This is a genomic window from Exiguobacterium sp. SH0S7, assembly GCF_004337195.1.
GTDB classification, from domain to species: Bacteria; Bacillota; Bacilli; order Exiguobacteriales; family Exiguobacteriaceae; genus Exiguobacterium; species Exiguobacterium aurantiacum_A.
Window position 1 is genome coordinate 15,310 of the sequence record NZ_SJVA01000011.1, and the last position, 24,139, is coordinate 39,448.

Consider the following 24,139-nt stretch of genomic DNA (forward strand, 5'->3'; position numbering starts at 1 on the left):
AAGAGGAGAGCGACGTCGCTCTCCTCCGTTACAATTCTATTTAAAATGTGCGCATCAAGTTCGCCATCTCGATTGCCGCTGTCGCTGCTTCCCAGCCTTTGTTTCCGGCTTTCGTACCGGCCCGCTCGATCGCTTGTTCGATCGTCTCTGTCGTCAAGACGCCGAAGATGACCGGCACTTCCGACTGGTAGCTCGCTTGGGCGACACCTTTTGCTGCTTCGCTACAGACGTAGTCGAAGTGCGGCGTCGCCCCGCGGATGACTGCTCCGAGCGTGATGACGGCGTCATACTTCTTGCTCATCGCCATCTTTTTGGCGACGAGTGGAAGTTCGAACGCGCCCGGGACGAACGCGATCTCGACGTCGTCTTGCTCGATGCCGTGGCGCTTCAGCGCATCTTTCGCCCCGTCGAGCAAGCGCATCGTGATCAAATCGTTGAACCGTCCGACGACGATCCCGATTTTCAAGCCTTTACCAACCAAGTTACCTTCAAATGTATGCAACATTATTCTTCTCCTCCAAAATGATTCATTTTTTGTTGTTTCGTTAAGCGATAGCGTTCATTCTCGGCGTGCTCCCCGACGATGATCGGGACGCGTTCGACGACGGTGATGCCGCACGCCTCCAAGGCGTCGACTTTCTCCGGGTTGTTCGTCATGAGCCGCACGTTCTTGACACCAAGGTCACGCAACATGCCCGCGCTCACCCGGTAGTCACGCAAGTCGGCATGCAACCCGAGCGCGACGTTCGCCTCGACCGTGTCGAGCCCTTGCTCCTGCAGTTCATACGCCTTCAATTTATTCAGTAAACCGATGCCGCGCCCTTCTTGACGCATGTAGAGCACGACGCCGCCCTCTTCTTCAATTTTAGCGAGTGACGCATCAAGTTGCGGACCGCAGTCGCAGCGGTAAGAGCCGAACACGTCACCGGTCAGACATTCCGAATGGATGCGGACGAACGGTGCATGTTCAAGTTCGCCTTTGATGAGCGCGACGTGCTCGTCGCGGTCAAGGACGTTTCGATAACCGATCAGGCGAAACTCACCCTTAGCCGAGGGGAGATTGACGTCCGCCTCTCGTTCGACGAGGTCCGTCTCCATATAGCGGACGAGCTCCTCGATCGTGATAAATTTCAAGTCGTGCCGTTCCGAGACGTGGACAAGGTCCGGCACTCGAGCCATCTCGCCGTCTTCACGGATGATCTCGCAAATGACGGCGACCGGCTCACTCCCTGACAGTCGAGCTAGATCGACCGACGCTTCGGTGTGGCCGCGCCGCACCGAGACGCCGCCTTTTTTCGCGATGAGCGGGAAGATGTGTCCCGGCCGTTGAAAATCGGCCGGACGCGCGTTCGCATTGGCCAGCTCGCGGACCGTGTGGGCCCGTTCGCTCGCCGAGATGCCCGTCGTCGAGTCGACATGGTCGACACTGACGGTGAACGCCGTCCCGTGTGGATCGGTGCTGTTGTCGACCATCGGCGACAAGTCGAGCCGGACGGCGACTTCTTCCGCCAGGGCGGCACAGACGAGCCCTTTCCCTTCCGTGATGAGGAAGTTCATCGTCTCGGCCGTCATCTTATCGGCGAGGACGACGAAATCACCTTCGTTCTCCCGGTCATCGTCATCGACGACGATGATCGGACGCCCCATCTTCAAATCTTCGATTGCTTGTTCGATTGTGTGGAACATCACCATCCCGCCTTTCCGTATCCCATCGACGCAAGTGATTCGAGCGTCATGTCTTTTTGATTCACTAGCTTTTCCATATATTTAGCCAACATATCGCATTCCAAATTGACCTTATCCCCAGCCTGCTTCATCCCGAGCACCGTCTCACTGTACGTGTGCGGGATGAGCGACAGCGTGAAGCCGCGTTCAGTGACCTCATACACCGTCAAGCTCGTCCCGTCGACCGAGATCGAACCTTTAGGGACGATGAAACGGAGTAGCGACGGCTCGCAACTGATATCGATGTAGACCGCGTTCGCGAGCGGACGCTTCTTGACGATGCGCCCGACCCCGTCGACGTGTCCCGAGACGAAGTGACCGCCGAAGCGACCGTTCGCCGGCATCGCCCGCTCGAGGTTGACGTCCGTTCCAGGGCGGACCCCATCTAGACTGGACGCTTTGAGCGTCTCCGGCATGACGTCGACGGCAAAACTCGTTTGATCAAACGCCGTCACGGTCAGGCAAATCCCGTTCACCGAGATGCTATCGCCGAGCTTCACGTCTTCTAACACGATCTTGCCCGCGAGCGTGAGCCGTAGCGACGGCCCGTTCCGCTTCACGGCTTTCACACTGCCGATTTCTTCAACGATTCCCGTGAACATCGGACTCCCCCTTTCTCATGACGAGCTTGATGTCGGTACCGACCGTCTCGACCGAGCCGATCGCGAAGCGCTCGATCGCATCTAACGGTCCGGCTTGGCTCGAGCGATAGACGCCTCGGTTCCCACCGAACACGCGCGGTGACTGATACATGACCCATTCGTCGACGTATTGTCCGTCCAAGAGTGACGTCACGAGCGTCGGTCCCGCCTCGATGAGCAAACGGCCGACGCCGCGACCATGCAAGTCACGAAGGACGTTGTCGAGTGTCGAATAGTCGGCAAGCTCGATACCGTTTTGAGCGAGCTCGGTCCGTTTCACTTCATCATCGGACAGCGTATAGACGAGCACCGGCACATCTTTCGCGCTCCGGACGAGCTGACTCGAGAGCGGTAAGCGGAGCTCGCGGTCGAGGACGACCCGAAGCGGCTGACGTGTCGGCGTGTCGAGCCGGACGGTCAAGGCCGGGTCGTCGGCGAGCACGGTCCCGATTCCAGTCAAGACGGCATCGACCGTCGCCCGTAGTTCGTGGACGTCACGTCTCGCTTCAGTCCCGGTCACCCACTGGCTCTCACCCGCCTCGAGCGCGACTTTCCCGTCTAGGCTCGTCGCCGTCTTCAATACGACGTACGGCCGTTTCGTCTCAAGCGAACGTAGGAACGCCGGATTGAGCGCACGGGCCTCGGCTTCGAGCAGACCGACTTCGACGTCGATCCCCGCCGCCTTCAACCGGGCGACACCTTTCCCTGCGACGAGCGGGTTCGGATCCTTCATCGCGATGACGGCGCGCTTGATGCCCGACTCGATTAGCAAGTCGGCACATGGCGGTGTCTTCCCGTAGTGCGAGCACGGCTCGAGCGTGACGTAAATCGTCGCACCGTATGCGGACGCACCGGCCATCCGAATGGCGTGCACTTCGGCGTGCGGTTCACCGGCCTTCAAGTGGGCACCGAATCCGACGATGCGACCGTCTTTGACGACGACGGCCCCGACGAGCGGGTTCACACCGGTCTGTCCGGCAGCGGACTTGGCCAATTGGATTGCTTGTTGCATGTACTGTTGCATCGTTCTCCCTCCTTGTTTCGTACAAACAAAAAGACCCTAAGGATGTCCTTAGGGTCTCGGCGGGAGGTCTCAGTCGTCATTTGGCAGGCCAAATAAGCGTTTTCTTTACAGAAAAACGTACGACGAAGCACAGGTCACGAGGACCTGTCTTTTTTCCTTCTCCCATCCAGACTATACTGTCGGCTCTAGAGTCACACTAGATCCACCGTTCGCACACGTGCGCCCGGGTCACGGACTTAGGGCTCGCGCCCATCACCGCCGGTTGGGAATTGCACCCGACCCCGAAGGAATATTTGTTTGTACGCATTTACTTTAGCGCAAAAAAGAATCGAAGGCAAAAATAAAAGTGCAAAAAAGCGCCACTCCGATGAGCAGCGCTTCCAATCAAGCCAAGAACAAGACGACGAGCAAACCGACGATCCAGCAATAGAACGAGAAGTACTTGAGCTCACCCTTCGCCATGATGTGCTGGAACCATTTGAGCGAGATGGCCGTCAGCGCGTACGAGGCGATGAACGCCAAGACGAGCGGACCGAACAGATCACGCGTCGCTGGGTCGGTGAAGAGTGCCGGGCCGTCCAAAATCATCGTCCCGAGACTGACCGGGATGAACAAGAAGAACGAGAACCGGAGCGCCGACTCTTGTTTAATGCCGAGTAACATCGCCATGACGATCGTGGCACCCGAGCGGCTGATCCCTGGGATGAGCGCGACCGCTTGGGCGAGACCGATCAAGATGGCGTCACGTAACGTGATGCCACCGTCGCCTTTATTCCCGCGCATGTTGCGGATGAACCAAAGTGCGACCCCGGTCAAGATTAACGTATAGCCGACCGTCGCGACGCCGCTGAGCGTCTCACCGATCCAATCACCGAATAACACGCCGAGCACGCCGGCCGGTACGGTCGCGACGAGCAAGAGACCGATGAATTTGACGTCGATCATCGTATCCTCGCTGCGATCTTTCTTAAATAAGAACGTCCACAGACTGACGACGAGGCGGACGACATCTTGGCGATAAATCGTCAAGACGGCAAGGAGCGACGCAAAGTTGACGAAAATCTCGAACGACAGTCCCGGTAATTCGATGTTGAACAGCTCTTGGAAGATGACCAAGTGACCGCTCGACGAGATCGGGATCGGCTCCGTAAACCCTTGGACGAGACCAAGCAGCAAGTAAAATAACCATATTGTCATATCATAATATCCTCTTTTCTCAAATTCGCTCAATGCGGCTATTTTAGCAGAATCTCAGTTTCATTGACCACCCTTAAAAAAAAATTCGTATATTTTGAAAACTTTTATTGATTAGTCTGAAAATTAAATTTATTATAGAGGAGTACTCAACTGGACAACGGTGATGACCCCATTGTCCAGCTGGGTACATTTTTGTATGGAATTCATATAATTTACCAAATATAAAACTTTTTGTTTACAAATGAACCCATATAATATTAAATTTGTAATATACCTGTTACCTTTTTTTTCAATCTTTCATCCGACTTTAGACCTATCACGTCCCATTTTTAACATAAAAAACTTACAAAAGCGCTTATAAATCGTAAAAACTATCCGATAGTATGATTGTAGAAGCACTTTCGTCATCATTGTCGGTTCAGATATGAGTCCATGGAAGGAGGAACCATCATTGAGTCAAACGCTATCCACTAGTACTCATCACTTATCAACCGAACAGCAACGCATGATTCACTGTATTCGTTTGCTCGGGGATTTATTAAAGGAACGTCCTCGTCGCTCTGTCTATCGTCGTTTCGCGATGGAGCAAAACTGGCCGTCTCCCGAATCGATCATTCGACAGTTCGGATCATGGGCCGAGGCACTCGCTATTGCCGGCTATGAATGGCATGGGGAAATCGCCGTTGATTTACCCGATAAAATGCCAAAATATACACGCGATGATATCGTCGAGACGCTTGCCCTCTATTCACGGGACATGGGTTCGATCATCACGCTGAAGAAATATCAAGAATGGCGGAAACTACACCCGAAAGCACCGAGCCATTACCACATCGTCAAGACGTTCGGTTCGTGGCATGACGCCTGCGCCGAAGCCGGACTTGAGGCGAGCGTGACTTACTCGAAGTCAGAGTTGTCGAACGCTCTTCGAGAAGCGATTCATGAGATGGGCTTCTCTCTTTCATTCGAGGCGTACCGAGAATGGGCGAAACGCAACAACAAGCCATCTACGAAAGCGATCTTGCATCGTTACGGGTCTTGGTCCGCTGCCATCCATGCGGTCGAGTCCGACATATTCAGCCAGAAATCATAATCATTCATTCAAAAAGGAGAACCGTTTAACGGTCCTCCTTTTTTTTTCATTGAATTCGTTCGGTCGACGTGTCACGGTAATGGGCGACACGGTCGCGACCGTTAAACTTCGCCCCGACGTACATCGCCCGGTCGGCATGTCGCAACACCGTATCGAGCTCTTCGTACTCATGGATCGTCTCGATGCCGATGCTCGCGGTCACTTGAACCCGGATCCCTTCCGTCCCGAACGGATGTGACCGGAGCGCTTGGCGGATCTTCTCACCGGTCACAATCCCCGCCGCCTCGTTCGTCCTCGGGAACACGAAGACGAACTCTTCGCCGCCGTAACGCGTGACGAGGTCACTGCTCCGGACGAGCCGGTTGAACAGGACCCCCGCTTCAATTAACACTTCGTCCCCGAACGCATGGCCGTAGGTATCGTTGATCGATTTAAAATGGTCGAGGTCAACTAAGAAGACCGACAACGGATACGAAGCGACGTCGTTTAGCCGCTCTTTCGTCCAACGTTTCAACGCTCGTTGGTTCGGCAACCCGGTCAACGGATCGGTCAGACTCTCGTGCTGGAGACGATCCCGTTCATCGATCCGCTCGAGTGACCACGATAGCGTCTTGAGCAAACGGTGGATCTCGACCGCGAGTGCCTCATCATAGGCCCCGTTCGCCGTCGTCGAGATCATACAGCTGACCGCGTTCGTCGTGCTCGTCACCGGTTGAATGACGAGCGCGGAATGATGCAGTTCGCTTTGGTTCGCCTGAAGCTCCGGGTGCCACTCGTGGAGCGAATCGTACAGAAAGTATGGCTCGCTCGCGTCACGGTGCCGCTCAAGCGTATACGCATCAGCGACCGCTTCCGCTTTACGCCCCCGCACATCATAAAACGTTTGCTCCCCGTCTCGATTGATTTGAAGCCAACCGCGCTCGACCTCGACGATTTCCCGTAACCCGTTCCAAAACTTTTCAATTAACAACGCTTCGCTGTCGACGCGATAGAGCTGTTCTTTCAACCGCTCGATTTGATCGATCTTCGATTGCGTCTCTTCTGTCTGCGTCGCTTTCGACAACGCCAGCTTTAAAATCGACAAGAGCAGGAATGCTGCCATCAATCCGACATACCCGAACAGTTGGAACGCCTCGAGCGCGACCATCGTGAACAACAGCTCGAGCGAGATGACGAGCCAATCGAACCGTAACAGCCGCCACATGATCGGCAGCGGGATCCGCTCCCCGACCAAGAACCGGGACATGACGAAGCTGAAGCCGAGGACGAGATAAAGGACCGCTAAGAAGCCGAGGAGCGCCGCACCTTGCTCGAGCAAGTGGACGGTCGACCCGATCTCACCTCCAAATGAAAAGTAGACGAGACCCGGGATGACGAGTATCATCGCCTCGATCAACGTGTTGAGCGGATAAAAGTGTAAGAAGCGCCGGCGGCCGACTTTTTTGTTGAACGTCCGTGCCTGGAATGTCAACAACAGCAACTGCCCCATCAAAATTGCCGGGACGAGCCCGTACAAGAAGAACGTCATGAAGACGAACAGCTCGTGGAATGTGAAGTGCAGGTGCCGCCGCTTCAACGGGTTCATGACGAACAAGGCACCGAGCGTGTAGATGAACCAGAAGAACGCCCAATCGAACGTTTCCAGATCGGTCCACGTGTAATAGACGATCCCGATGAAGACGAGCGACCACGAGAGCCAGCTCCTTATGAGATACTTCCGAAACCGCATCGTCTTCCCCCTTTTCTTGTAACATTCTTTAATAGTATGAAGGGTTTTGGAGAAACATTCCAGTCGTTGTTTGAAAGTTGTGACAATGAAAAAACCGTGGCGTGCGCCACGGTCTGTCCGTTATTTCGCTTTCAAATAAGAAATGCCGATCGAGCCGGACCCGGTGTGGGCCCCGAGCAGCGGCGCGAGCGTGTCGACGCGGATCGGCACCTTGTCGCCGAGTTCCCGTTTCCACGACTCCGCAAGCTCTGGCACGTTCCCGTGGAAGATCGAGACGTCCGTGCATTCGCCTGACTCGATCGCCGCCCGGATGACCTCGAACAAGTGGGCTTGCGCCTTTTTATACGTCCGTACGGTCTGATACGGGACGATGAGCCCGTCCTCGAAGCGGAGCACCGGCTTCAGCTGCAGCATGTTGCCGATGAGCGCTTTTGATTTCGAGATGCGTCCACCTTTTTGCATTTGCGTCAAATTTTGAATCGTCAGTTCGATCCGGACGTCCTCGACGCGCTGTTTCATGTACGCCTCGACGTCATCAAGGGCGTCTCCGCGCTCGACGCGCTCGATCAGTTCCTCGAGCAACAGACCCATCGTATAAATACCCGACCGTGAATCGATGGCGAGCAGCTTGAACTCGGCGATCTCGGCCCCTTGGATCGACGCCGAGTACGTGCCGCTCAAGTCAGACGACAGGTGGACGGCGATGCCCATGTCATACTTCGGCTTCAACTCTTCATACAGCGTGGCGAAATCCCCGATTGCCGGTTGGCTCGTCGAGACGCGCTCGCCGGCATCGATCCAGTCGTACACCGTCTCGGCGTCGACTTCGATGCCGTCTTTATAAGGTTGATCGCCCTTGACGACGTAAAGCGGGACGATATGGATGTCTGGATGGTGTTTAATTGAATCTGGCAGGACGACCGTGCTGTCCGTAATGTAGGCAATTTTCATCTGAGCCTCTCCTTTAAAAACATAATTAGTACCTGGTAGTATTATTTTATCACAGGTGAAACGGTTTCACTAATTTTTCAAAAAATGTGTCCGTCTTCGTCAAACGTTCAAACCTCCCAGGTCCACAATCCGCCCGAAACGGGTAAAAGATAACATGGACAAAGGAGGCGCTTTTTTATGATTCGAATCGAGAACGTCAATAAAATTTACAAGACCGGTGATATCGAGACGGCCGCCTTGAAAGAGGTCGATTTGACGATCAATGACGGAGCGTTCGTCGTCATCCTCGGCCCGAGCGGCAGTGGCAAGAGTACACTCTTGAACGTCATCAGCGGGCTTGATACGGTCACGTCCGGGAACATCACGTTCGATGACACCGTCTTGACCGACTTGTCCCCGGAACAGATGACGGCGTTTCGGCGCGACCATCTCGGCTTCATCTTCCAACAATACAATCTGCTCCAAAACTTGACCGTCTACGAAAATATCCAGATTGGGGCCGACCTGTCACAGCAACCGCTCGGTATCGACGAGCTGTTAGAGCAGGTCGGGCTGACGGCCGCGCGTGACAAGTACCCGTACCAACTGTCCGGCGGTGAGCAGCAACGTGTCTCGGTCGCCCGGAGTCTCGCCAAAAACCCGTCGATCATCTTTTGCGATGAACCGACCGGCTCGCTCGACGAGGACAATTCGAAGAAAGTGCTCGAGCTGCTCGAGCGATTGAACACGACGTACGGCAAGACCGTCGTCGTCATCACCCACAACACCGGCATCAGCGCCATGGCCGACGACGTCATCAAGATGAACTCGGGACGCATCGTCGAACTGACGCACAACCCGGTCCGACAAGCCGCGCGCGACATCGATTGGGGTTAGGAGGTTTCGACCATGCTGTATAAAAACGTTTTGAAGACGCTCGTCGGCAAATGGATGCAGCTCGTCGCCATCGCCGTCATCATCGTCATGAGCTCGCTCACCTATACGATGATGTTCTACGGCATCAGCGGGATCGAGGTCCCGACCGAGGACTATTTGGCGTCGTCGAACCAAGAGGACTTCGCCGTCGAGATGCTCAACCGTGTCACCGCAGACGAAGCGAACGACCCCGAAATCGCCTCCCTCGTCGCCTCGGGCACGTATACGCTCGCCGACTTGAAACAGGTCGACCCGGAGCGCTTCGACGACTTGATCGGCGCCCGGATCGACGCGGTCGAGTCCGTCATGCCCGAGGCGACACTCGAACTTCGCGAATCCAAACTGATCACTTATCCATTAGCCGGCAGTGAACATCGGGGGCTCGTCTTAAAAGAAACAATGACGATCAATCAGTCTTACCTCGAAGCAGGATCGCGTCCGACAACCGACGACGAGGTCGCGCTCAACGCCAAATACGCCGAGAAGAACGGGATCGAGGTCGGTGACACGATCGACCTCGGCACGCCGTTCACGGTGAGCGGTTTCGTCTTGTTCCCGGACTATACGCTCCCGCTGTTCGATGAGAACTTCTTCAATCTCGACGCCGGGACGCAGACGCTCCTGCTCATGACGGACGAGGCGTATGAAGCGATCGTCGGCACGGAGTCGTTCCGGCTCTCAGGCGTCACGGACGGCGCGATCGACACAGCCGAGCTCCCGTTCGTCGTCTCGGTCATGGAGACGGAGAATATTATGCGCAGCGGGGCCATCTATAGTGAGATCTCGTCCGGGAAAGCGATGGCGCTCGGACTTAGTCTATTCATCGTCTCGATCGCCGTCATCATCGTCGCCATTCTCATCTCGAACATGCTCGAGGCCGAACGCGGTCAGATCGGGCTGTTGAAAGCGATCGGCTACAATCGGCGCCAGATCTCAACCCCCTACTTAGTGCTGATCTTGGTGTTCGCGACGCTCATGCTCGTCATCGGGTACTTCCTCGGCCTCTACTTCGCCGACCCGCTCAAAAACCTGTACCTCGACTTCTATCTGTTGCCATCGATCACGATCGCTCAAAACCCACTCGTCTTTTTGACCGCCGTCTTCGTCCCGCTCGTCTTCTTCGGCATCGTCGCCGGTGCCGTCATCTACAAGCTTATGGGCGAGAGCGCGCTCGCACTGTTATCACCGCGCGACAACATATCACTCAATCGGCTCAGCCGGCTCGTCAGCCGAATGCTAAGCCGGGCCAGCGGGAAAACGAAGTTCAAATATTTATACGCCGTCAAAAGCACGGGCAGCTTCATCATCTTCTTCCTCGGTATCTTGTTCTCGACGCTGCTCATCGTGTTCGCACTCATGATGAACGGGGCCGTCGACCGGATGACGGTCGGCGGATTGAACGACGTCGACTATGCGTATGAGGCGTACGCGAACACGGAATCGCCGCCAATGCTCGTCGACGGTCAGGAACCGTTCCTCGCCTATCCGTTCGCGTTCGTCGAGGATCAACTCGTCACCCTTAAGGGCTTGAGCGACGACAACACGCTCTACCGGTTGCAAGACCGGGACGGGAACGAATTGACCCCTGCAACCGATGGCGTCATCGTCACCGAACCGCTCGCCTTAAAACAAAGTTTTGACGTCGACGACGTCATCACAATCGAGCTCGACGGAGAGACGTTATCGTACCCGATCCTCGGCATCGCCGACGACTTCACGGGTGACGTCGTCTATTTACCGATTGAAATGCTCAGCAACGAACTGACAGACGGCACTTCGAGCGACTTGTTCAACGGCGTCTATGCCAGTGAACGTCCGGACGAGTCGGTGTATCCGACGATTCTGTCGCGCGACGGCTTGATCGAACAGTCCGAGTCGATCAACGAGTATATGAATTTAATGATGAACGTCATGATCGGCGGCTCCGCCTTGATCGCCTTCAGCATCTTGTTCGTCTTGACCGCGCTCACGGTCGAGAAGAACTATTACGTCATCTCGCTCCTCAAAGTGATGGGGTATAATCGACGTGAGGTCCGCTCGATGATCCTCGACAGCTATTTCGTCTACGCGCTCATCTCGGCACTCCTGAGCATCCCGATCGCCCTCGTCGTCCTCCGTATCATCATCGTCGTCTTCGCCGAGGACTACGGGCTCGTCTTGCCGCTCGAGTTTGAATGGATATACGTGCTCTATACGGTCGGGGCCGTCACGCTCTTGTTCTTCGTCAGCACGTTCGTCAGCCGGCGCAAGATCGATCAAATCCCGCTCCAAGAAGTGTTGAAGACATATCAAGAATAACTTTGCTCGAAATAGGGCATAATAACAGAAGAGACTAGGCCTCTCGCTTGAGGGGCCTAACTATTTGCAGAAGAGGATGATTCTAATGAACCGTACACAAGTGTTACTCGCCATCCCAGGAAACTGGCCATCGGCCGAGGCCGTGAGCGAAAAAATCAGTTTACATAGCGAAGGCTATACGATGGCCGGTCTGTTGCTGTTAGAAGACGAGACCGGAAAAGCGTTCACCGTCGAAGTCGTCGAACGCGACCCGGCGCTCGCCGAGGCGATGATTCACGCCAGCACGAGCGGCTTCACACCGAAAATCGCCAAAGGACTTACGCGTCACACACATATCGTCTATTTGATCGGCGACGTCAATGATGTGACAGACATCGCCGCGGCCCGTCGCGGGGCGAACGCCCTGTTGAACGCCGGCGGACTCGGTGTCATGGTCGAGACGGCAGGCGTCGCTTATTCGAAAGACGAATGGCAAGCGTCGAAAGAAGAAGACCTCGCCCTCGACTACTCGCTCCTCACCGCCATCACGGAAGAAGAGACGGCGTACGTGTCGTGGGGCATGAAAGCGTTCGGCCATGCCGACGTCGCCGTACCAGAAACACTCGAGATCGAAGACGCGATCCACGTCATCCATTCGTTCAACTTCCATTTGATCGCAGGCGGATCGATGTTCGGTGACGGCGACAGCTTCACGTTCGAGGACGGCAAGACGTTCACGGTCGAGATGGGCGAAGACGAGCGCACGTCAATCGACAACTTGCTCCATAACCCGTTCGGCTTGATCTACCTCGTACCACAAATTGCAGAATGACATGTCAATCGATTAATTTGGACCCACATCCAGATTGATCGATTTTTTGATATCGCTCGTCCTTCCGGCGCCCACGCTTTCCGCAGGCAATCCCGGAGCCGCATCGCGACTCGCGTCGCTGCTGGGTCTCCGTCGGATTGCATTCCTGCAGGGGTCGGGGCGCCATCGGACGAGCAACAAAAAGGTACTGTACAACTAATCGAACAGCTAATAGCCGAACGGAAAATCATCCGTGTCGGAAATGGGCCATCTACTCGCTACCAGCCCCTAAAGTAAACAAGAGCTCACAGATCATTCGTCTGTGAGCTCTTGTTGTTTCGGCATGTCGAGCGGCATAAAGTAATGGTCGCACCCTTCCCATTCGAGCTGTTCGCTCAAAATATCGAACGACGTCCGGAAGAATGCCTGCACGTCTCTCGTTTCCCCTACGTTCTCAAGAGATAAAAAGAACTCGCTCTTGCCGGCATCATAATAGGCGTCTTGCGGTTTGAGCCGCTCCGTCCCGATCTCCGTGTACTGGAACGGGTAAGGCAAGATGAAGAACGTCGGAATATCGACCGCTTCATCACCGAGCCAAAACCCGAACTCGACCATGTGCTCGTCAAACGCTGCCTTCTCGATGACTTTATCTTCCGGGAACGGCTCAGGCCGTCCATAGACGATGAGCGACGACACGTCAAACGTTCCCCAAAACAGGCCTGGCTTCACTTTCCGACAGCGGAGCGGTGCGAGAAATGCCGTTTGCTCCCGCGCGGCGTATTGAAACAGACGGATGCCTCGTTGCGCCGCCATAGCGTCATAGGCGAGCGGTGTCTCGTCCCGGTCCAGATAACGTAACTCCCGCATCTCTTGCGTTCTCGGATTGAGGGCGACCGAGACGCCGTTTGCGCGCAGGGCACCCATGATTTCTTCATAGTACGTACTGATCGACTTGCCTGCTTCGAGCGGGAATACCGACGTGTCGGCACCGACTTGGACTCTGATATGAGATTGAAAGACATCGACGTCGAGTTGTAGCCACGTCTCCCCTTGCACGAGCGGGCCAGTCGAAAAGCCGCACAGCGCAACGGGCAACGTGACGTGTGTCCATTGTGGCTCTTGCGGAGCCAAAGCCAACTTGATTTTCCCCAAGATTTGCGACAGCAAATGGAGCGTGAGCTTTGTCTCAGCCCATTCCGAGTGGCGTATCATCTCCATCACACATTCCTCCGTTCCTTCGTTGCAAAAGTGACAGAATCACTTCATTAATTCCCGTTACATCATCACGACAATCAAAAAAATCCACAGACACACGTCTGTGGATTTACTTTCTCATCTCTTGGAGCCGTTCGAGTTGGTGGGTCAACTCACCGATTGGCACGAACCGGGCCCGGCGGAGCATCTCTTTGCCGTCGATGAAGAACAAGATGACCGGTACGGTGAAGATCGAATAGGCGCCGGCGATATCCGGCACCTCGTCCGAGTCGACCGCGACCGCTTCGATGTCAGGAAAATGCGTCAACATGTCCTCGACTTGCGGCTTGAGCGAGTGACAGACGCTGCATCCCGGATGCGAGACATAGACGAGCAACTGCTCGGCCTCGGCGACCCGTTCGTTCAACATCGAAAGTGTGTTCACAGCCTCCATGCTGTCTCCCCCTTTCAACTTAAGCGTCGAGCCAAAGCACACCGACCGTCTCAAAGCCGGCATGGACCGCAATCGACGGACAGAAACGTGTCTTCACGACATCAATCTCCGGCAATTTCGCTTGGATGAGCGCGACGAGGTTGTCTTGCATCTCTGGCGCGAGCGCCGTCTGTACGAAGACACGGTTGTTATGGATCCCATTCGCCGCATGAAGACGTTCGAGTTCGGTGACCATCTCAACGTACGCTTTTTTGATCGAACGCACTTTTTTGAACGGGATGACTTTCCCAGATTCGTCGAGCGTGATGATCGGTTTGATGTTCAAGATGTTCGCGAGGAACATCTCACCTGATGACACACGTCCGCCCCGGCGCATCGTCTCCATGTTCCCGATGATCATGAAGAAGTTTTTCTTGTCACGCCACGCTTCGAGAAGAGCGACGATTTCCTCGACCGATTTGCCTTCTGCCTCGGCAGCGAGACCGAGACGGACGAGCTCTTGCTGCGCCTCGAGCGCTGCGTGCGAGTCGACCGTGTAAACTTTAAATCCAGCCGCCTCAGCCGCTGCACTCGAGTTTTTGACGGTGCTGCTCAGTCCGTTTGAACAGTGGACGGCGATGGCGCAATCGTACCCTTCTTCTTTTAAGCGCTCGTAACGCGAGATGAAGTCACCAAAAATCGGTTGCGACGTCTTCGCTTCTTTCTTTTGGTCGATCATGTAGCGGTGCAATTCCTCAATCGAGAGGTCGACTTCACTGTAGCCGCTCCCGTCGACGATCAATTGGATCGGGACGATCTCGACGCCGAGCTGGGCGGCCTCCTCTTTCGAGAAGTTGGCCATACTATCGGTGATCCATGCAATTTTTGTCATAACAAATAGTCCTCCAGTAGTCGTTCAATTTTTTCCTCTTTCATTATAACCCATTTCCCCCGCCACTTCCCCGAAGAAAAAAGCAGAACGATTGCGGAATCGTCCTGCTCCCGTTCATTTTGTCGAAATCAGTTTCGTGTGGGCGAATTCATCGTGCGGAAGTTCGAGGTCTTTATTCGACTTCATCTGTTGAAGCGCACGAAGAAGTGGTAGACCAAGCGTCGCCGGATAAACGACGTCCTTGTAGAGCGTCCGTTTCATGACTTGCTCGAAGGAAAGCGGTCGACCGTCTTGGCTCACGACTTTAATGCCGACGATTTTGTCGCCGATCGTCTGCCCGTCCCGGTTCAGCAAGAAGTAGGCTTCTCCTGCGATGGAGACGAGTGTCGGTAAGTAATAATTTTTTACTTCTTTACCCGGCCAAATTTTTTTACGGATTGTTTTTTCCACGAGTTTCGCGGGTGCTTCCAATAGGACTTTATCGATTCGACTTGCTACAGCGCGTTTCCAGATTGGGACTGCCACGTTCATCATCCTTTCATTTCGTTTCCTAGCCTTTAGATTCCTCTTTTGGCTTGGCTTGAAACGCTGAAAACGGACAACCTGACCGCGCGAACAAGTTCGGCGTCACAATCTTGTCATCATAGTGTCGATGAAAGACGTGGGTCGAGGCCGGTGACAGCGGCGGGATGAGCCAACTCCACTGTCCGGTCACGTCACGACCGGCGTCCGTCTCATTTTTCTCGAACCGTTTAAATTGTTTCGCCGCTGTATGATGGTCGACAATCGTCACGCCGGCGCGCTCGAACGATTGCAAGACGGCGACGTTCAGCTCGACGAGGGCGCGGTCACGCCAGAGCGTCCGCTCTTTTGACGTATCGAGACCGAGTGATGCCCCGACAAGCGGGAGCAGGTTGTAGCGCTCGACGTCGGCGAGGTTGCGCGCCCCGATCTCTGTCTCCATGTACCACCCGTTGAACGGGACCGATGTGAAGCGGTGTCCACCGATTTCAATCTCCATGTCAGCGATGGCCGGGACGGCGTGCCACTTGACGTCACGTCCCCCGAACAAATCGACGTCGTCATGGCGAATATCGACCTCAAGCACGGCATCGGCCGGCAGTTCATACATGCGGATTTCGTTCCCGTCTGTAAGCAAGAGCGGTAACAGATCGAAAGCAGTACCGGCCCCGGCCCAACCGAGACGCATCGCTTGTCTCGTCATCGACAGCGATAGCGGGTCACCGACGATGCCGTCTGTCGTCTCGTACGCCGCGTAACGGATGAGTTGCGTGTTCAAAATCCGAAAATGGTTCGGGAGGACGGTCATCGTCGAGCGGATCTTTCCGCCGTTCGTCGCGTAGCGAAGATGGGCGACGATTGCTTCAAACACCTCGTCGAACGTCTCCACGTCACGCGCGTCATGGAGGGTGAGTGTCTGCCAAAACAAGCGGCCGATGCAGCGGTTCGAGTTGCGCCATGCGAGTTTTGCCCCGGACGCCAATTCGTCCGTCGTGAGCGTGTACGTCCCGGTCCGATCGATTTCGGCTTCGATCTCCCGTAACCGTTCAGTATGCTCCCCTTCAAGTTGTGAGAAAAAGTGGCGGGCTGCCTGTAGTCGATCCATCGTTTCTGTCTCCTCTTCTAATCTGTCCCTTCCATCTTAGAGAAAACTGCGTCCCGTTTCTAGTTTTAGAGCGCACAAAAAGCGAGCCGGCAAATCCGGCTCGCTCAGGCCACACTAAACCAACTATTTGAAGGTTACCAATGACCCCAGCATTAGAACCGGTTTTGTTATATGCCTGCCATACAAATTTCGAACAATAGTTACTTGAAACAGAATTAAGACCTGTCGAAAAATAATAATACGAAACCTTACTGATATTGTTTACAGCCCAAGTGCCAGCTTTTACAGCTACTGTAGTATTTGCATGACGATAAATACGAACTTCTCCACCACTTTGATTTGAACGGTGTTGAGACAAAGTACGAGTTTTTCCAGGTTCTGTATCGAAAGGAAGAACTTCTATTATTCGAAACTAATACATCACCCGACTTCACAACAATGGTACTATTCGGGTATCTAACTGTGTCGCCTGAGTTAGGAACAGCGTATGTAAGACCGCCTGGATTTTTTACTCCGATATCAAATATATTTGGCGAATCGACAGCAGGCTTCATCAATAAATTCTTCAGAAACAAGGTTTTCATGATTATCGGCTGGATATGGATCATCACCTTCTGCTTTCGTACTTAAGGGGTTTAAAACTAAACCAAAAATCAATAGCAACGAAAAAACTCTATTTACCTAAAAAAGGAAGGTTGCCTTATATGACATCTAAAAAACCTTTGCCAAAGTTCCAAATATTTTTTGCTTTATTGACTTTAGGAGGCCTACTATTTCTTTTCAACGAGATACATCAGCGAGAAGTTATTTTAAACGAAACATTAGAAAACAACTTTTCGATAGAAAAAAATGCCTATGATGTTGAGTACGGAATTAATCAATTTGGATACTTATATCGTTTGAAATTCAAAGACGAGAAAAGAGTCGACTATGAATTCTTCGTCAAAAAAAATAAAGAAAAAGAATACGTTGTAACCTATTACGGTCATAATTCCAAAGGAGACTCGCCTTTAAAAGAAGATGAATTCACAACCTTGAACGAAGGATACTAATTTTCAATAGGAGGTCAAGAGATGCATTTTTGACTGCATCTCTTGACCTCCTATTTTCTTTTTTTACGTATGTTGGATAGGCTACAATCAGTTGGATATAAAAGTAGAGGTCGATTAGCCTGAAACAACTCATCCATACGAGGAGAACATCAGACATGCCAAAAAGAGCGCACCGCACCTATACAGATAAATTCAAAGCACAAGTCGTCTAGCTTTATTTCAACGGAAAGCCAAGGATTGATATCATCCGAGAGTATGACCTGTCACCGTCAGCCCTGGGCCGCTGGATCAATCAGAGCCGTGCGACCGTTTGCGTTGCTCGTCCGGCGGCGCCCCGACTCCTGCAGGAGAGCAATCCAACGGAGACCCAGCAGCGACATAAGTCGCGATGCGGCTCCGGGATTGCCTGCGGAAAGCGTGGGCGCCGGAAGGACGAGCGATTCTATTGATGTTAGTCAACAAGCTGAGCGAGCCGGCAAATCCCGCTCGCTTTGTCTCATCCTTCGACTAAATCTTTCGCTTGTTGAATCGTGAAGCCGCGCGGTTTGTCACTCTCGAGCGCGGTCAGCCGTTTCTCGAGTTCGACGGTCTGTTCGTACGTCGCTTCATACTGGTACAATCCGTTCGCGAGCTCGGTCAATCGCGTCACTTGAATCGGTAGCGACGGCTGCCCGTCATCAAGCAAGATGACGAGGTTGATGTCACTATCGACTGGTAACCGGATCGAGCCATAGAAGGCGATCGCTTTAAAGCCGCGCTTCATGATGACGATCGGCGATGTGCCGACCGCGACGGCTTGATTGCGTAGGCGCGTGATCGTGATACCGGCGTGGATCAACCGGTTCGCCGGTTGGATCGTCTCGACGTACTCTTCGATCGGAATGAGCGTTCCCGTCTCGAGCGCTTGTTCAAAATCGGATTCTCGCAACGGTCGGCTGAAAATAAAACCTTGAATGACGTGACACCCGAACTCACGGAGTCGAAGTAAGTCATCCATCATCTCGACACCCTCGACGACGACGTTCATCCCGAACTCTTCGGCGATGAGGAGCAGACTCCGGATGATGCCTTGGGCTTTTCGGCTTTGGTTGACGTTGTGTGCGAAGATGCGGTCGATCTTGATCGTCTGGGCACTGTACGCCTGCAAGTAAGCAAGCGACGAATACCCTTTACCGAAGTCGTCAAACGCGATCGGGATACCGAGGCTGTTCAACCGTTCGAACGCTTGTGTGATCTGCTGGGCGTCGTCTAACAGTGACGTCTCCGAGATCTCGACTTCGAGATACGACGCCGGGACGTGGAAGCGGTCTAACATCTCTTCGAACACGCGTTCAAACCGTTCTTGATACAAGTATTTGGCTGAGACATTGATCGAGATCGGGACTCGATGTTTGAGCGATGTGATATAGCGGCACACCTCTTCGATCAACCAGTTCGTCAAATCGAGATGGAGGCTGCTTTCCTCGGCGAGCGGAATAAACTCGGCCGGTGAGATCGAGCCCCACGTCGGGTGCGTCCAACGCATGAGCGCCTCGGCTCCGACGATTTGACCGGTCCAGGCGTTCACTTTCGGTTGATACATCAAATAGAACTCGTTGTTTTGCAGCGCACCTCGCATATCGCGCAACAGCTCGTAGCGTTTGAGTGACTCGATGTCCATTTGCGACGAATACAGTTCGAGTTGCGTCCCGAACTTTTTATCGGCCCGGTTCATGGCGACACATGCGTGCTTGATCAATTCGCTCGCCTGTGCCCCGTCTTCAGGATAGCGGCTCACGCCGATCGAGATACGCGCGAACAAGTCGTACACGTCAATATGGAATCGATATTTCGACAACGTTCCTAACTCTTTCCCGAGCGCGAGCACTTCTGGGTCTTCCATCCGGCGCGGCAACACAATCAAGACGTTATCCGCATCGAGATGACCGAGCAAGGCGTCTTTTGGCAACAGACGAATCAATTGGTTCACCGTCGCGACACGCCACTCGTCACCGAGCTCGTAGCCGAACGTATTGTTGATTTCGGCAATCCGGTTGAACGAAAGCGAGAACAATGTGAACGGGTCGCGTTTGCGCGTGAGTTGATAGACCGATCCTGTGATCGACTCACGGTTTGGCATGTTCGTGATCGGGTCGAGCGAGGCGAGGCGCCAAATCTCTTGTTGCTGCTCTTTCAGTTGGGTGATGTCTTTGACGAGCGTCCGAAACCCGATGACGATGCCGTCTTCAGAAAAAATCGGCTCCCGGTTCTCTTCGATCCATTTGACATTGCCTTTCGCATAGATACGATACGAGAACGTTGTCGTTTTACCGCTGAGCGTCACTTCTCGGGCTTGGTTCACTTTCGGCACGTCGTCAGGAACGACGACACGCTGCCAATAGTCAGGGTGTGTGTTGAACTGGTCTTCCGTATAGCCAAAGATGTGCGAGAAGCCCGGCGTCAAAAATTTGAACTGTTTCGTCTCGAAATAACGTTCAAAAATGACCGAGTCGACGATTTCGCACAACTGCTTCACTTTGGACTGCTCCATCGTGAGCGCTTCTTCGACTTTGACCAAATTGGTGACGTCAAACATTGCCCACGTCACTGATTTTCGATCTTTTGACATACCGACTTTGACGATCAAGTCCAAATATTTTTGTTGCTTCGGATTGAACGCCTTGATTTGAGTCTCATACTCTTGCACGTCAGCATCGTGGATGAGCGTCTCGATGGCTGCCGCAAATTCTGGACGGTAATCCTCATGGATCATGTTACGGAAATGTTCGCGTTTCATATCTCCAAGTTGCCGCTTAGATAACCCGAGCAGTTCACCCGTCTGCGGTGAATGGTAAAACTCGCCGGACTCGAGATCAAGTTCGATCAGGATGAGACCTGGGATGCGCTCGAACAGCGTCCGTCCCACTTTCATCCGATTGTATCGTTCACGCAGTTCCATCTGGGTCGTCAAGTCTTTGACGACACCGTACAATCCGGTGATGACCCGGCCGGTATAGAGCGGCGTGTTCGTGACTGACAGATGGATGCGTCGCTTGTCCGCATTCAACGCTTTCAGTTCATAATGAACGGTCTCCCCTTGGAGCGCCCGCTGATGAAAGGCGTGAACACGTTCACTTTCTAGTTTTGGAAGCCAGGATGCAGGATGGACGAAACGTTCCTCTTCCCCGCTAAAGAGGAGCGACAACTTTTCGTTCGAGTCGACGAAGTTCAAGTCTCGATCCAGGACGTACACTGCGTCCGGATATTGATCGAGCAGTAACGGATCGATATTGATTCGTCCATCGTGCTCGGCCTGCTCAACGTTTGATTCTAATACATGCTTCCAATTACGGAAGAAGCCCATGTGTACCACTCCTTCGTGTGACAAATGTCACGTTTCGATACGTGTTAACTTGATTATACAAGATTGATTAGTTGAAAATGCTTCCGCATTTTTCAAATAAGGGAAATGAACCGAATCACAGACATATATTCAAAAAAATGTCATGTCTTAATATACTGTTTACCTACTCCTCTACACGATTGCAACGTAAAAAAAGACCACGGATATGTGCTCCGTGGTCTCGCGCATTATGGTTGCTTTAAGACGAACGTTGAGTAGGCCGGAACGTTGACCGAACCTGACACTCGTTTAATTGTTTTCGTGCCCGCCTGCTTGCCGTTCACAATGATGTTCCATTGTCCTTTCGGAAGCTTCACTGTCACTTGCGACGGGTTAGCGTTATGCGTCACAAACAAATCTTTCTTCTGGCTAGGTGCTTTGTCATCGATCAAATACGTGATGACGTTCGCTTCTGCTTGATAGAACTTCAAGTTTTTCTTGATATCGGTCGCTTTCGTCATGCGAAGGCCCGGGTTTTGTTTACGCATCTCAATCAAGCCTTTCATGTACTGGACGTCCGCCTTACGGTCGGCGGCGCGTTTCCAGTCCATTTGGTTGATGCGGTCTGGCGATTTGTACGAGTTATGGTCGCCTTCTTTCGTCCGCATGAACTCTTGGCCGGCATGGAGGAATGTCGTCCCCTGACTCGTCAAGAGGATGCTTGACGCAAGACGGTGCATTTTCGTCTTGTTCAACTCTGAAGCGATTGGATTTGTGAGTTCAAGCTTATCCCAAAGCGTATGGTTGTCATGCGCTTCGACGTACGTGATTGCTTGCGTCGGCTCTTTCGTGAAGCCTTTGATCTCGGCGTTATAGTCGATTTCACCGACGATTCCTGTTTTGATGCGGTTCTCAAGACCGTCTTTGCCGTTGATGAATCCTTTATCCGTGTCGATAAAGACGCTGCCTTTCAAGCCGTCACGGATGTTGTCGTTAAAGTGCGCGACGCCCGGCATCTTATAGGCGTTCTTTTGGTTCGCTTTCAATGCGGGGTCGAGCGGTGTGCTTAGGTCCCAACCCTCGCCGAAGACGAGGATCGATTTATCGACTTTGTCTAGTGCTTGACGGACTTGGTTCATCGTCTCGACGTCGTGGATTCCCATGAGGTCGAAGCGGAACCCGTCCCAATGATATTCTTTCGCCCAGTAGACGACTGAATCGACGATGAGTTTTTGCATCATCTTGCGCTCAGACGCGGTGTCGTTGCCGACGCCCGTCCCGTTCGCGAAGTCTCCGCCGGCCGTGTAACGGTAGTAGTAGCCTGGTACGATCTTATGAAGGTTCGAGGCTTGCGCATCGAACATATGGTTATAAACGACGTCCATGACGGCACGCAAATTGTTGTCGTGGAGACCTTGGATCATTTCTTTCATCTGCATGATTCGAACTTTTGCGTCATAAGGGTTCGTCGAGTATGAACCTTCCGGCGCATTATAGTTTTTCGGGTCATAGCCCCAGTTGTATGTCGCGTTCGGTTTCGTCTCGTCGACCGAGGCCGTGTTGTAGTCATACACCGGGATGAACTGGACGTGCGTCACACCGAGGTCTTTGACGTGATCAAGTCCTGTCTTCGTCGCCGTCTTTTTGCCGTCTACAAGGAGACGCGTACCCGGTTCAACGACACCTAGGTATTTGCCTTTATTCGCTATGCCTGAATCATACTTATCCGATGTGACGTCAAAGATTGAGAAGTCACGGACGTGTGTCTCGTAGATGATCGCGTCCGTCGCGTTTTGAAGCTTAGGCTTCATCGAGTTCCACCGTTTCGGTTTCGTCTCGTTCAAGTCGACGATGACCCCTTGGTCCCCGTTGACGCCGACCGCTGTCGCATACGGATCGACCGCACGGACGCTGCCTGACGCATGCTTGACGTTGTACGTGTAGCCGATGCCGTCGAGGTCGCCGCGGACTTCAGCAGTCCACGTGCCGCGTTCGCCGCGCTTCATCGCAATCGTTTTCTTGATATCCTTGTCGTTCGCCGGACGGTCTTTCGGCATGTTCCACAGCTCGAGTGAAACGTCTTGAGCCGTCGGTGCCCAAAGCACGAAGTTCGTCTTCGACTGCTTGTACGTGACGCCGAGCTTGCCGTCATACGCGTATTTCGCATCGAATTCCGGTGATCGGAGCACGTCGCCTGCTTGCAGTACTTTGTCCCCGAACGTCGGGTGCGACGCCGTGATGACTTGCGCCAAGTCGAGGTCAGCGCTGAAGTTAACTGTGACCGATTTGTCGCCAGCCTTCTCGACCGACTCGACTGCCGCGCCATCGACCGTCAATTCACTAAGGAACTGCTCATCGACCGCCCGGTTAAGCGTTAGTTCCGCCTGACGGAACGTGTTTGCCTCGAACGAGACGATCTTTGGTGAGCGGTCGATTTCAGGCTCTGAATAGTAGATCGTCGAATCACCTTCGACGAGCCAAATCTCTTTCGCCGTGCTGAGCGCGAAGCGATCTTCGCCGTCTTTATCAGACCATTCGCCTTTTTTCGTGATCAGACCGATGAGTTGTTTCGCATCCGGGTTCGCAAACTTCACGTTCGCGACACCGCCGTAGGCGTCCGTCTCATCGAAGTTGATGCTTTGACCGTCGCCACCATCCGGCCACGTCCAAACACCCCAGTCCGTGTATGTATTGTCATAGCGGAAGTAGTGGACTTTCATGTCGACTTCCGTCTTCGCCGTCTCCCCGTCCGGGTTCGACGTGTAGATTTTCGTGTCGCCCGACTTGATCCACACTTCGGCGACACCGTCCTTGATCATATCTTTCGTGATCAGGCGGTCGCTTTCCGACCCTTTATCCTTGTCCCAATTGTCCGTTCGGACGATGAGACCGATCTGTTCAGGTGAGTCGACCGGGAATTCGTAGGCCGCCACCTTGCCGTAATCGTCCTCGCCGTTAAAGGCGAAGCCTTTGTTCGGGAAGTAATCTGGGCCATTCGCCCAAAGCCATAAGTTCCAATCCATTTGATTGTCCGGCGCTTCTTGATAGTGGACGACGACTAGTGTCGACTCTTTATCAAGGGCAGACGCTGACATCGGAAACATCGACAGAATCAGTGCAAACGTTAGCACAACTGCCCATACCGGTTTCCATTGTTTGTTGACCATGTGGGTCCCTCCTTGTAGCATGAATTTAGGAAAACGCTTACATAAAAATTGTAAACGTTCGCTTCCTTAATTTCAATTCTTTTCTAAAT

20 protein-coding genes, 1 pseudogene and 1 riboswitch are annotated in these 24,139 nt (G+C 53.4%); of the genes and pseudogenes, 6 read left to right on the forward strand and 15 right to left on the reverse strand.

From position 1 onward, the window contains the following. Positions 1-40 precede the first annotated feature (40 nt). The 5 genes from ribH to EVJ22_RS12800 form a co-directional block, all read right to left on the reverse strand. The gene (gene ribH / locus EVJ22_RS12780; RefSeq protein WP_070328590.1) at positions 41-505 is read right to left on the reverse strand and encodes a 6,7-dimethyl-8-ribityllumazine synthase; all 465 of its coding nucleotides are present in this window, start codon (positions 503-505) and stop codon (positions 41-43) included. Then, a complete protein-coding gene (locus EVJ22_RS12785) occupies positions 505-1,686 on the reverse strand; it encodes a bifunctional 3,4-dihydroxy-2-butanone-4-phosphate synthase/GTP cyclohydrolase II (protein WP_131444044.1) in 1,182 nt (393 codons plus the stop codon). The genes ribH and EVJ22_RS12785 overlap by 1 nt, the downstream gene beginning before the upstream one ends. Beyond that, positions 1,686-2,327, reverse strand: coding sequence for a riboflavin synthase (gene ribE / locus EVJ22_RS12790; protein ID WP_070328588.1), 642 nt, complete (start codon positions 2,325-2,327; stop codon positions 1,686-1,688). The genes EVJ22_RS12785 and ribE overlap by 1 nt, the downstream gene beginning before the upstream one ends. Next, the gene (gene ribD, locus EVJ22_RS12795) at positions 2,308-3,390 is read right to left on the reverse strand and encodes a bifunctional diaminohydroxyphosphoribosylaminopyrimidine deaminase/5-amino-6-(5-phosphoribosylamino)uracil reductase RibD (protein ID WP_131444045.1); all 1,083 of its coding nucleotides are present in this window, start codon (positions 3,388-3,390) and stop codon (positions 2,308-2,310) included. The genes ribE and ribD overlap by 20 nt, the downstream gene beginning before the upstream one ends. Positions 3,391-3,540: 150 nt before the next feature. Continuing rightward, a riboswitch (FMN riboswitch) is annotated at positions 3,541-3,683 on the reverse strand. A 91-nt stretch (positions 3,684-3,774) separates the two neighbouring features. Continuing rightward, positions 3,775-4,587: an undecaprenyl-diphosphate phosphatase gene (locus EVJ22_RS12800; protein WP_071398079.1), complete on the reverse strand. Its 813-nt coding sequence runs from the start codon at positions 4,585-4,587 to the stop codon at positions 3,775-3,777. Between the two features lie 451 nt (positions 4,588-5,038). On the opposite strand from EVJ22_RS12800, the gene EVJ22_RS12805 reads away from it, so the two are divergent. Continuing rightward, on the forward strand, positions 5,039-5,680 hold the full coding sequence (locus EVJ22_RS12805; protein ID WP_071398080.1) for a homing endonuclease associated repeat-containing protein: 642 nt from the start codon (positions 5,039-5,041) through the stop codon (positions 5,678-5,680). A gap of 46 nt (positions 5,681-5,726) precedes the next feature. On the opposite strand, the gene EVJ22_RS12810 is transcribed toward EVJ22_RS12805, so the two are convergent. Together EVJ22_RS12810 and EVJ22_RS12815 are read right to left on the reverse strand one after the other, a co-directional pair. After that, entirely contained in the window at positions 5,727-7,409 is a 1,683-nt protein-coding gene (locus tag EVJ22_RS12810; protein ID WP_071398081.1) for a GGDEF domain-containing protein, read from the reverse strand. Positions 7,410-7,529: 120 nt separating this feature from the next. Further along, positions 7,530-8,360 carry a DegV family protein gene (locus EVJ22_RS12815; protein ID WP_070328583.1) on the reverse strand — a complete coding sequence of 277 codons (831 nt, stop codon included), beginning with the start codon at positions 8,358-8,360 and terminating at the stop codon, positions 7,530-7,532. 177 nt (positions 8,361-8,537) lie between these two features. Here EVJ22_RS12815 and EVJ22_RS12820 point away from each other — a divergent pair, with 177 nt between their 5' ends. The 3 genes from EVJ22_RS12820 to EVJ22_RS12830 all read left to right on the forward strand — a co-directional run bounded on the left by EVJ22_RS12820 (position 8,538) and on the right by EVJ22_RS12830 (position 12,384). Further along, positions 8,538-9,236, forward strand: coding sequence for an ABC transporter ATP-binding protein (locus EVJ22_RS12820; protein ID WP_071398082.1), 699 nt, complete (start codon positions 8,538-8,540; stop codon positions 9,234-9,236). Positions 9,237-9,248: 12 nt separating this feature from the next. Then, on the forward strand, positions 9,249-11,573 hold the full coding sequence (locus EVJ22_RS12825) for an ABC transporter permease (RefSeq protein ID WP_071398083.1): 2,325 nt from the start codon (positions 9,249-9,251) through the stop codon (positions 11,571-11,573). 85 nt (positions 11,574-11,658) lie between these two features. Next, positions 11,659-12,384: a DUF4261 domain-containing protein gene (locus EVJ22_RS12830; protein ID WP_233589709.1), complete on the forward strand. Its 726-nt coding sequence runs from the start codon at positions 11,659-11,661 to the stop codon at positions 12,382-12,384. 291 nt (positions 12,385-12,675) lie between these two features. On the opposite strand, the gene EVJ22_RS12835 is transcribed toward EVJ22_RS12830, so the two are convergent. The 5 genes from EVJ22_RS12835 to EVJ22_RS12855 form a co-directional block, all read right to left on the reverse strand. Then, positions 12,676-13,581: a DUF5996 family protein gene (locus tag EVJ22_RS12835; protein ID WP_131444046.1), complete on the reverse strand. Its 906-nt coding sequence runs from the start codon at positions 13,579-13,581 to the stop codon at positions 12,676-12,678. Between the two features lie 106 nt (positions 13,582-13,687). Beyond that, complete coding sequence (locus tag EVJ22_RS12840) at positions 13,688-14,011, reverse strand: thioredoxin family protein (RefSeq protein WP_071398084.1); 324 nt, start codon at positions 14,009-14,011, stop codon at positions 13,688-13,690. Positions 14,012-14,030: 19 nt separating this feature from the next. Continuing rightward, positions 14,031-14,882, reverse strand: coding sequence for a DegV family protein (locus EVJ22_RS12845; protein WP_071398085.1), 852 nt, complete (start codon positions 14,880-14,882; stop codon positions 14,031-14,033). A gap of 114 nt (positions 14,883-14,996) precedes the next feature. Next, positions 14,997-15,413, reverse strand: coding sequence for an RDD family protein (locus tag EVJ22_RS12850; RefSeq protein ID WP_233589710.1), 417 nt, complete (start codon positions 15,411-15,413; stop codon positions 14,997-14,999). A 19-nt stretch (positions 15,414-15,432) separates the two neighbouring features. Continuing rightward, positions 15,433-16,509, reverse strand: a complete 1,077-nt coding sequence (locus EVJ22_RS12855; protein WP_131444047.1) for a nitric oxide synthase oxygenase — start codon at positions 16,507-16,509, stop codon at positions 15,433-15,435. Between the two features lie 599 nt (positions 16,510-17,108). On the opposite strand from EVJ22_RS12855, the gene EVJ22_RS12860 reads away from it, so the two are divergent. Then, positions 17,109-17,561: a hypothetical protein gene (locus EVJ22_RS12860; RefSeq protein ID WP_131464160.1), complete on the forward strand. Its 453-nt coding sequence runs from the start codon at positions 17,109-17,111 to the stop codon at positions 17,559-17,561. A 155-nt stretch (positions 17,562-17,716) separates the two neighbouring features. After that, positions 17,717-17,869, forward strand: a pseudogene (locus EVJ22_RS15730) (transposase); the annotation flags it as partial. Here EVJ22_RS15730 and EVJ22_RS15500 read toward each other — a convergent pair. The 3 genes from EVJ22_RS15500 to pulA form a co-directional block, all read right to left on the reverse strand. After that, positions 17,850-18,020 carry a hypothetical protein gene (locus EVJ22_RS15500; RefSeq protein ID WP_158625532.1) on the reverse strand — a complete coding sequence of 57 codons (171 nt, stop codon included), beginning with the start codon at positions 18,018-18,020 and terminating at the stop codon, positions 17,850-17,852. The pseudogene EVJ22_RS15730 and the gene EVJ22_RS15500 sit on opposite strands and share 20 nt — an antisense overlap. Before the next feature lie 37 nt (positions 18,021-18,057). Continuing rightward, complete coding sequence (locus EVJ22_RS12865; RefSeq protein ID WP_071398088.1) at positions 18,058-20,904, reverse strand: sensor domain-containing protein; 2,847 nt, start codon at positions 20,902-20,904, stop codon at positions 18,058-18,060. Between the two features lie 227 nt (positions 20,905-21,131). After that, a complete protein-coding gene (gene pulA, locus EVJ22_RS12870; RefSeq protein ID WP_233589711.1) occupies positions 21,132-24,050 on the reverse strand; it encodes a type I pullulanase in 2,919 nt (972 codons plus the stop codon). Positions 24,051-24,139 lie beyond the last annotated feature (89 nt).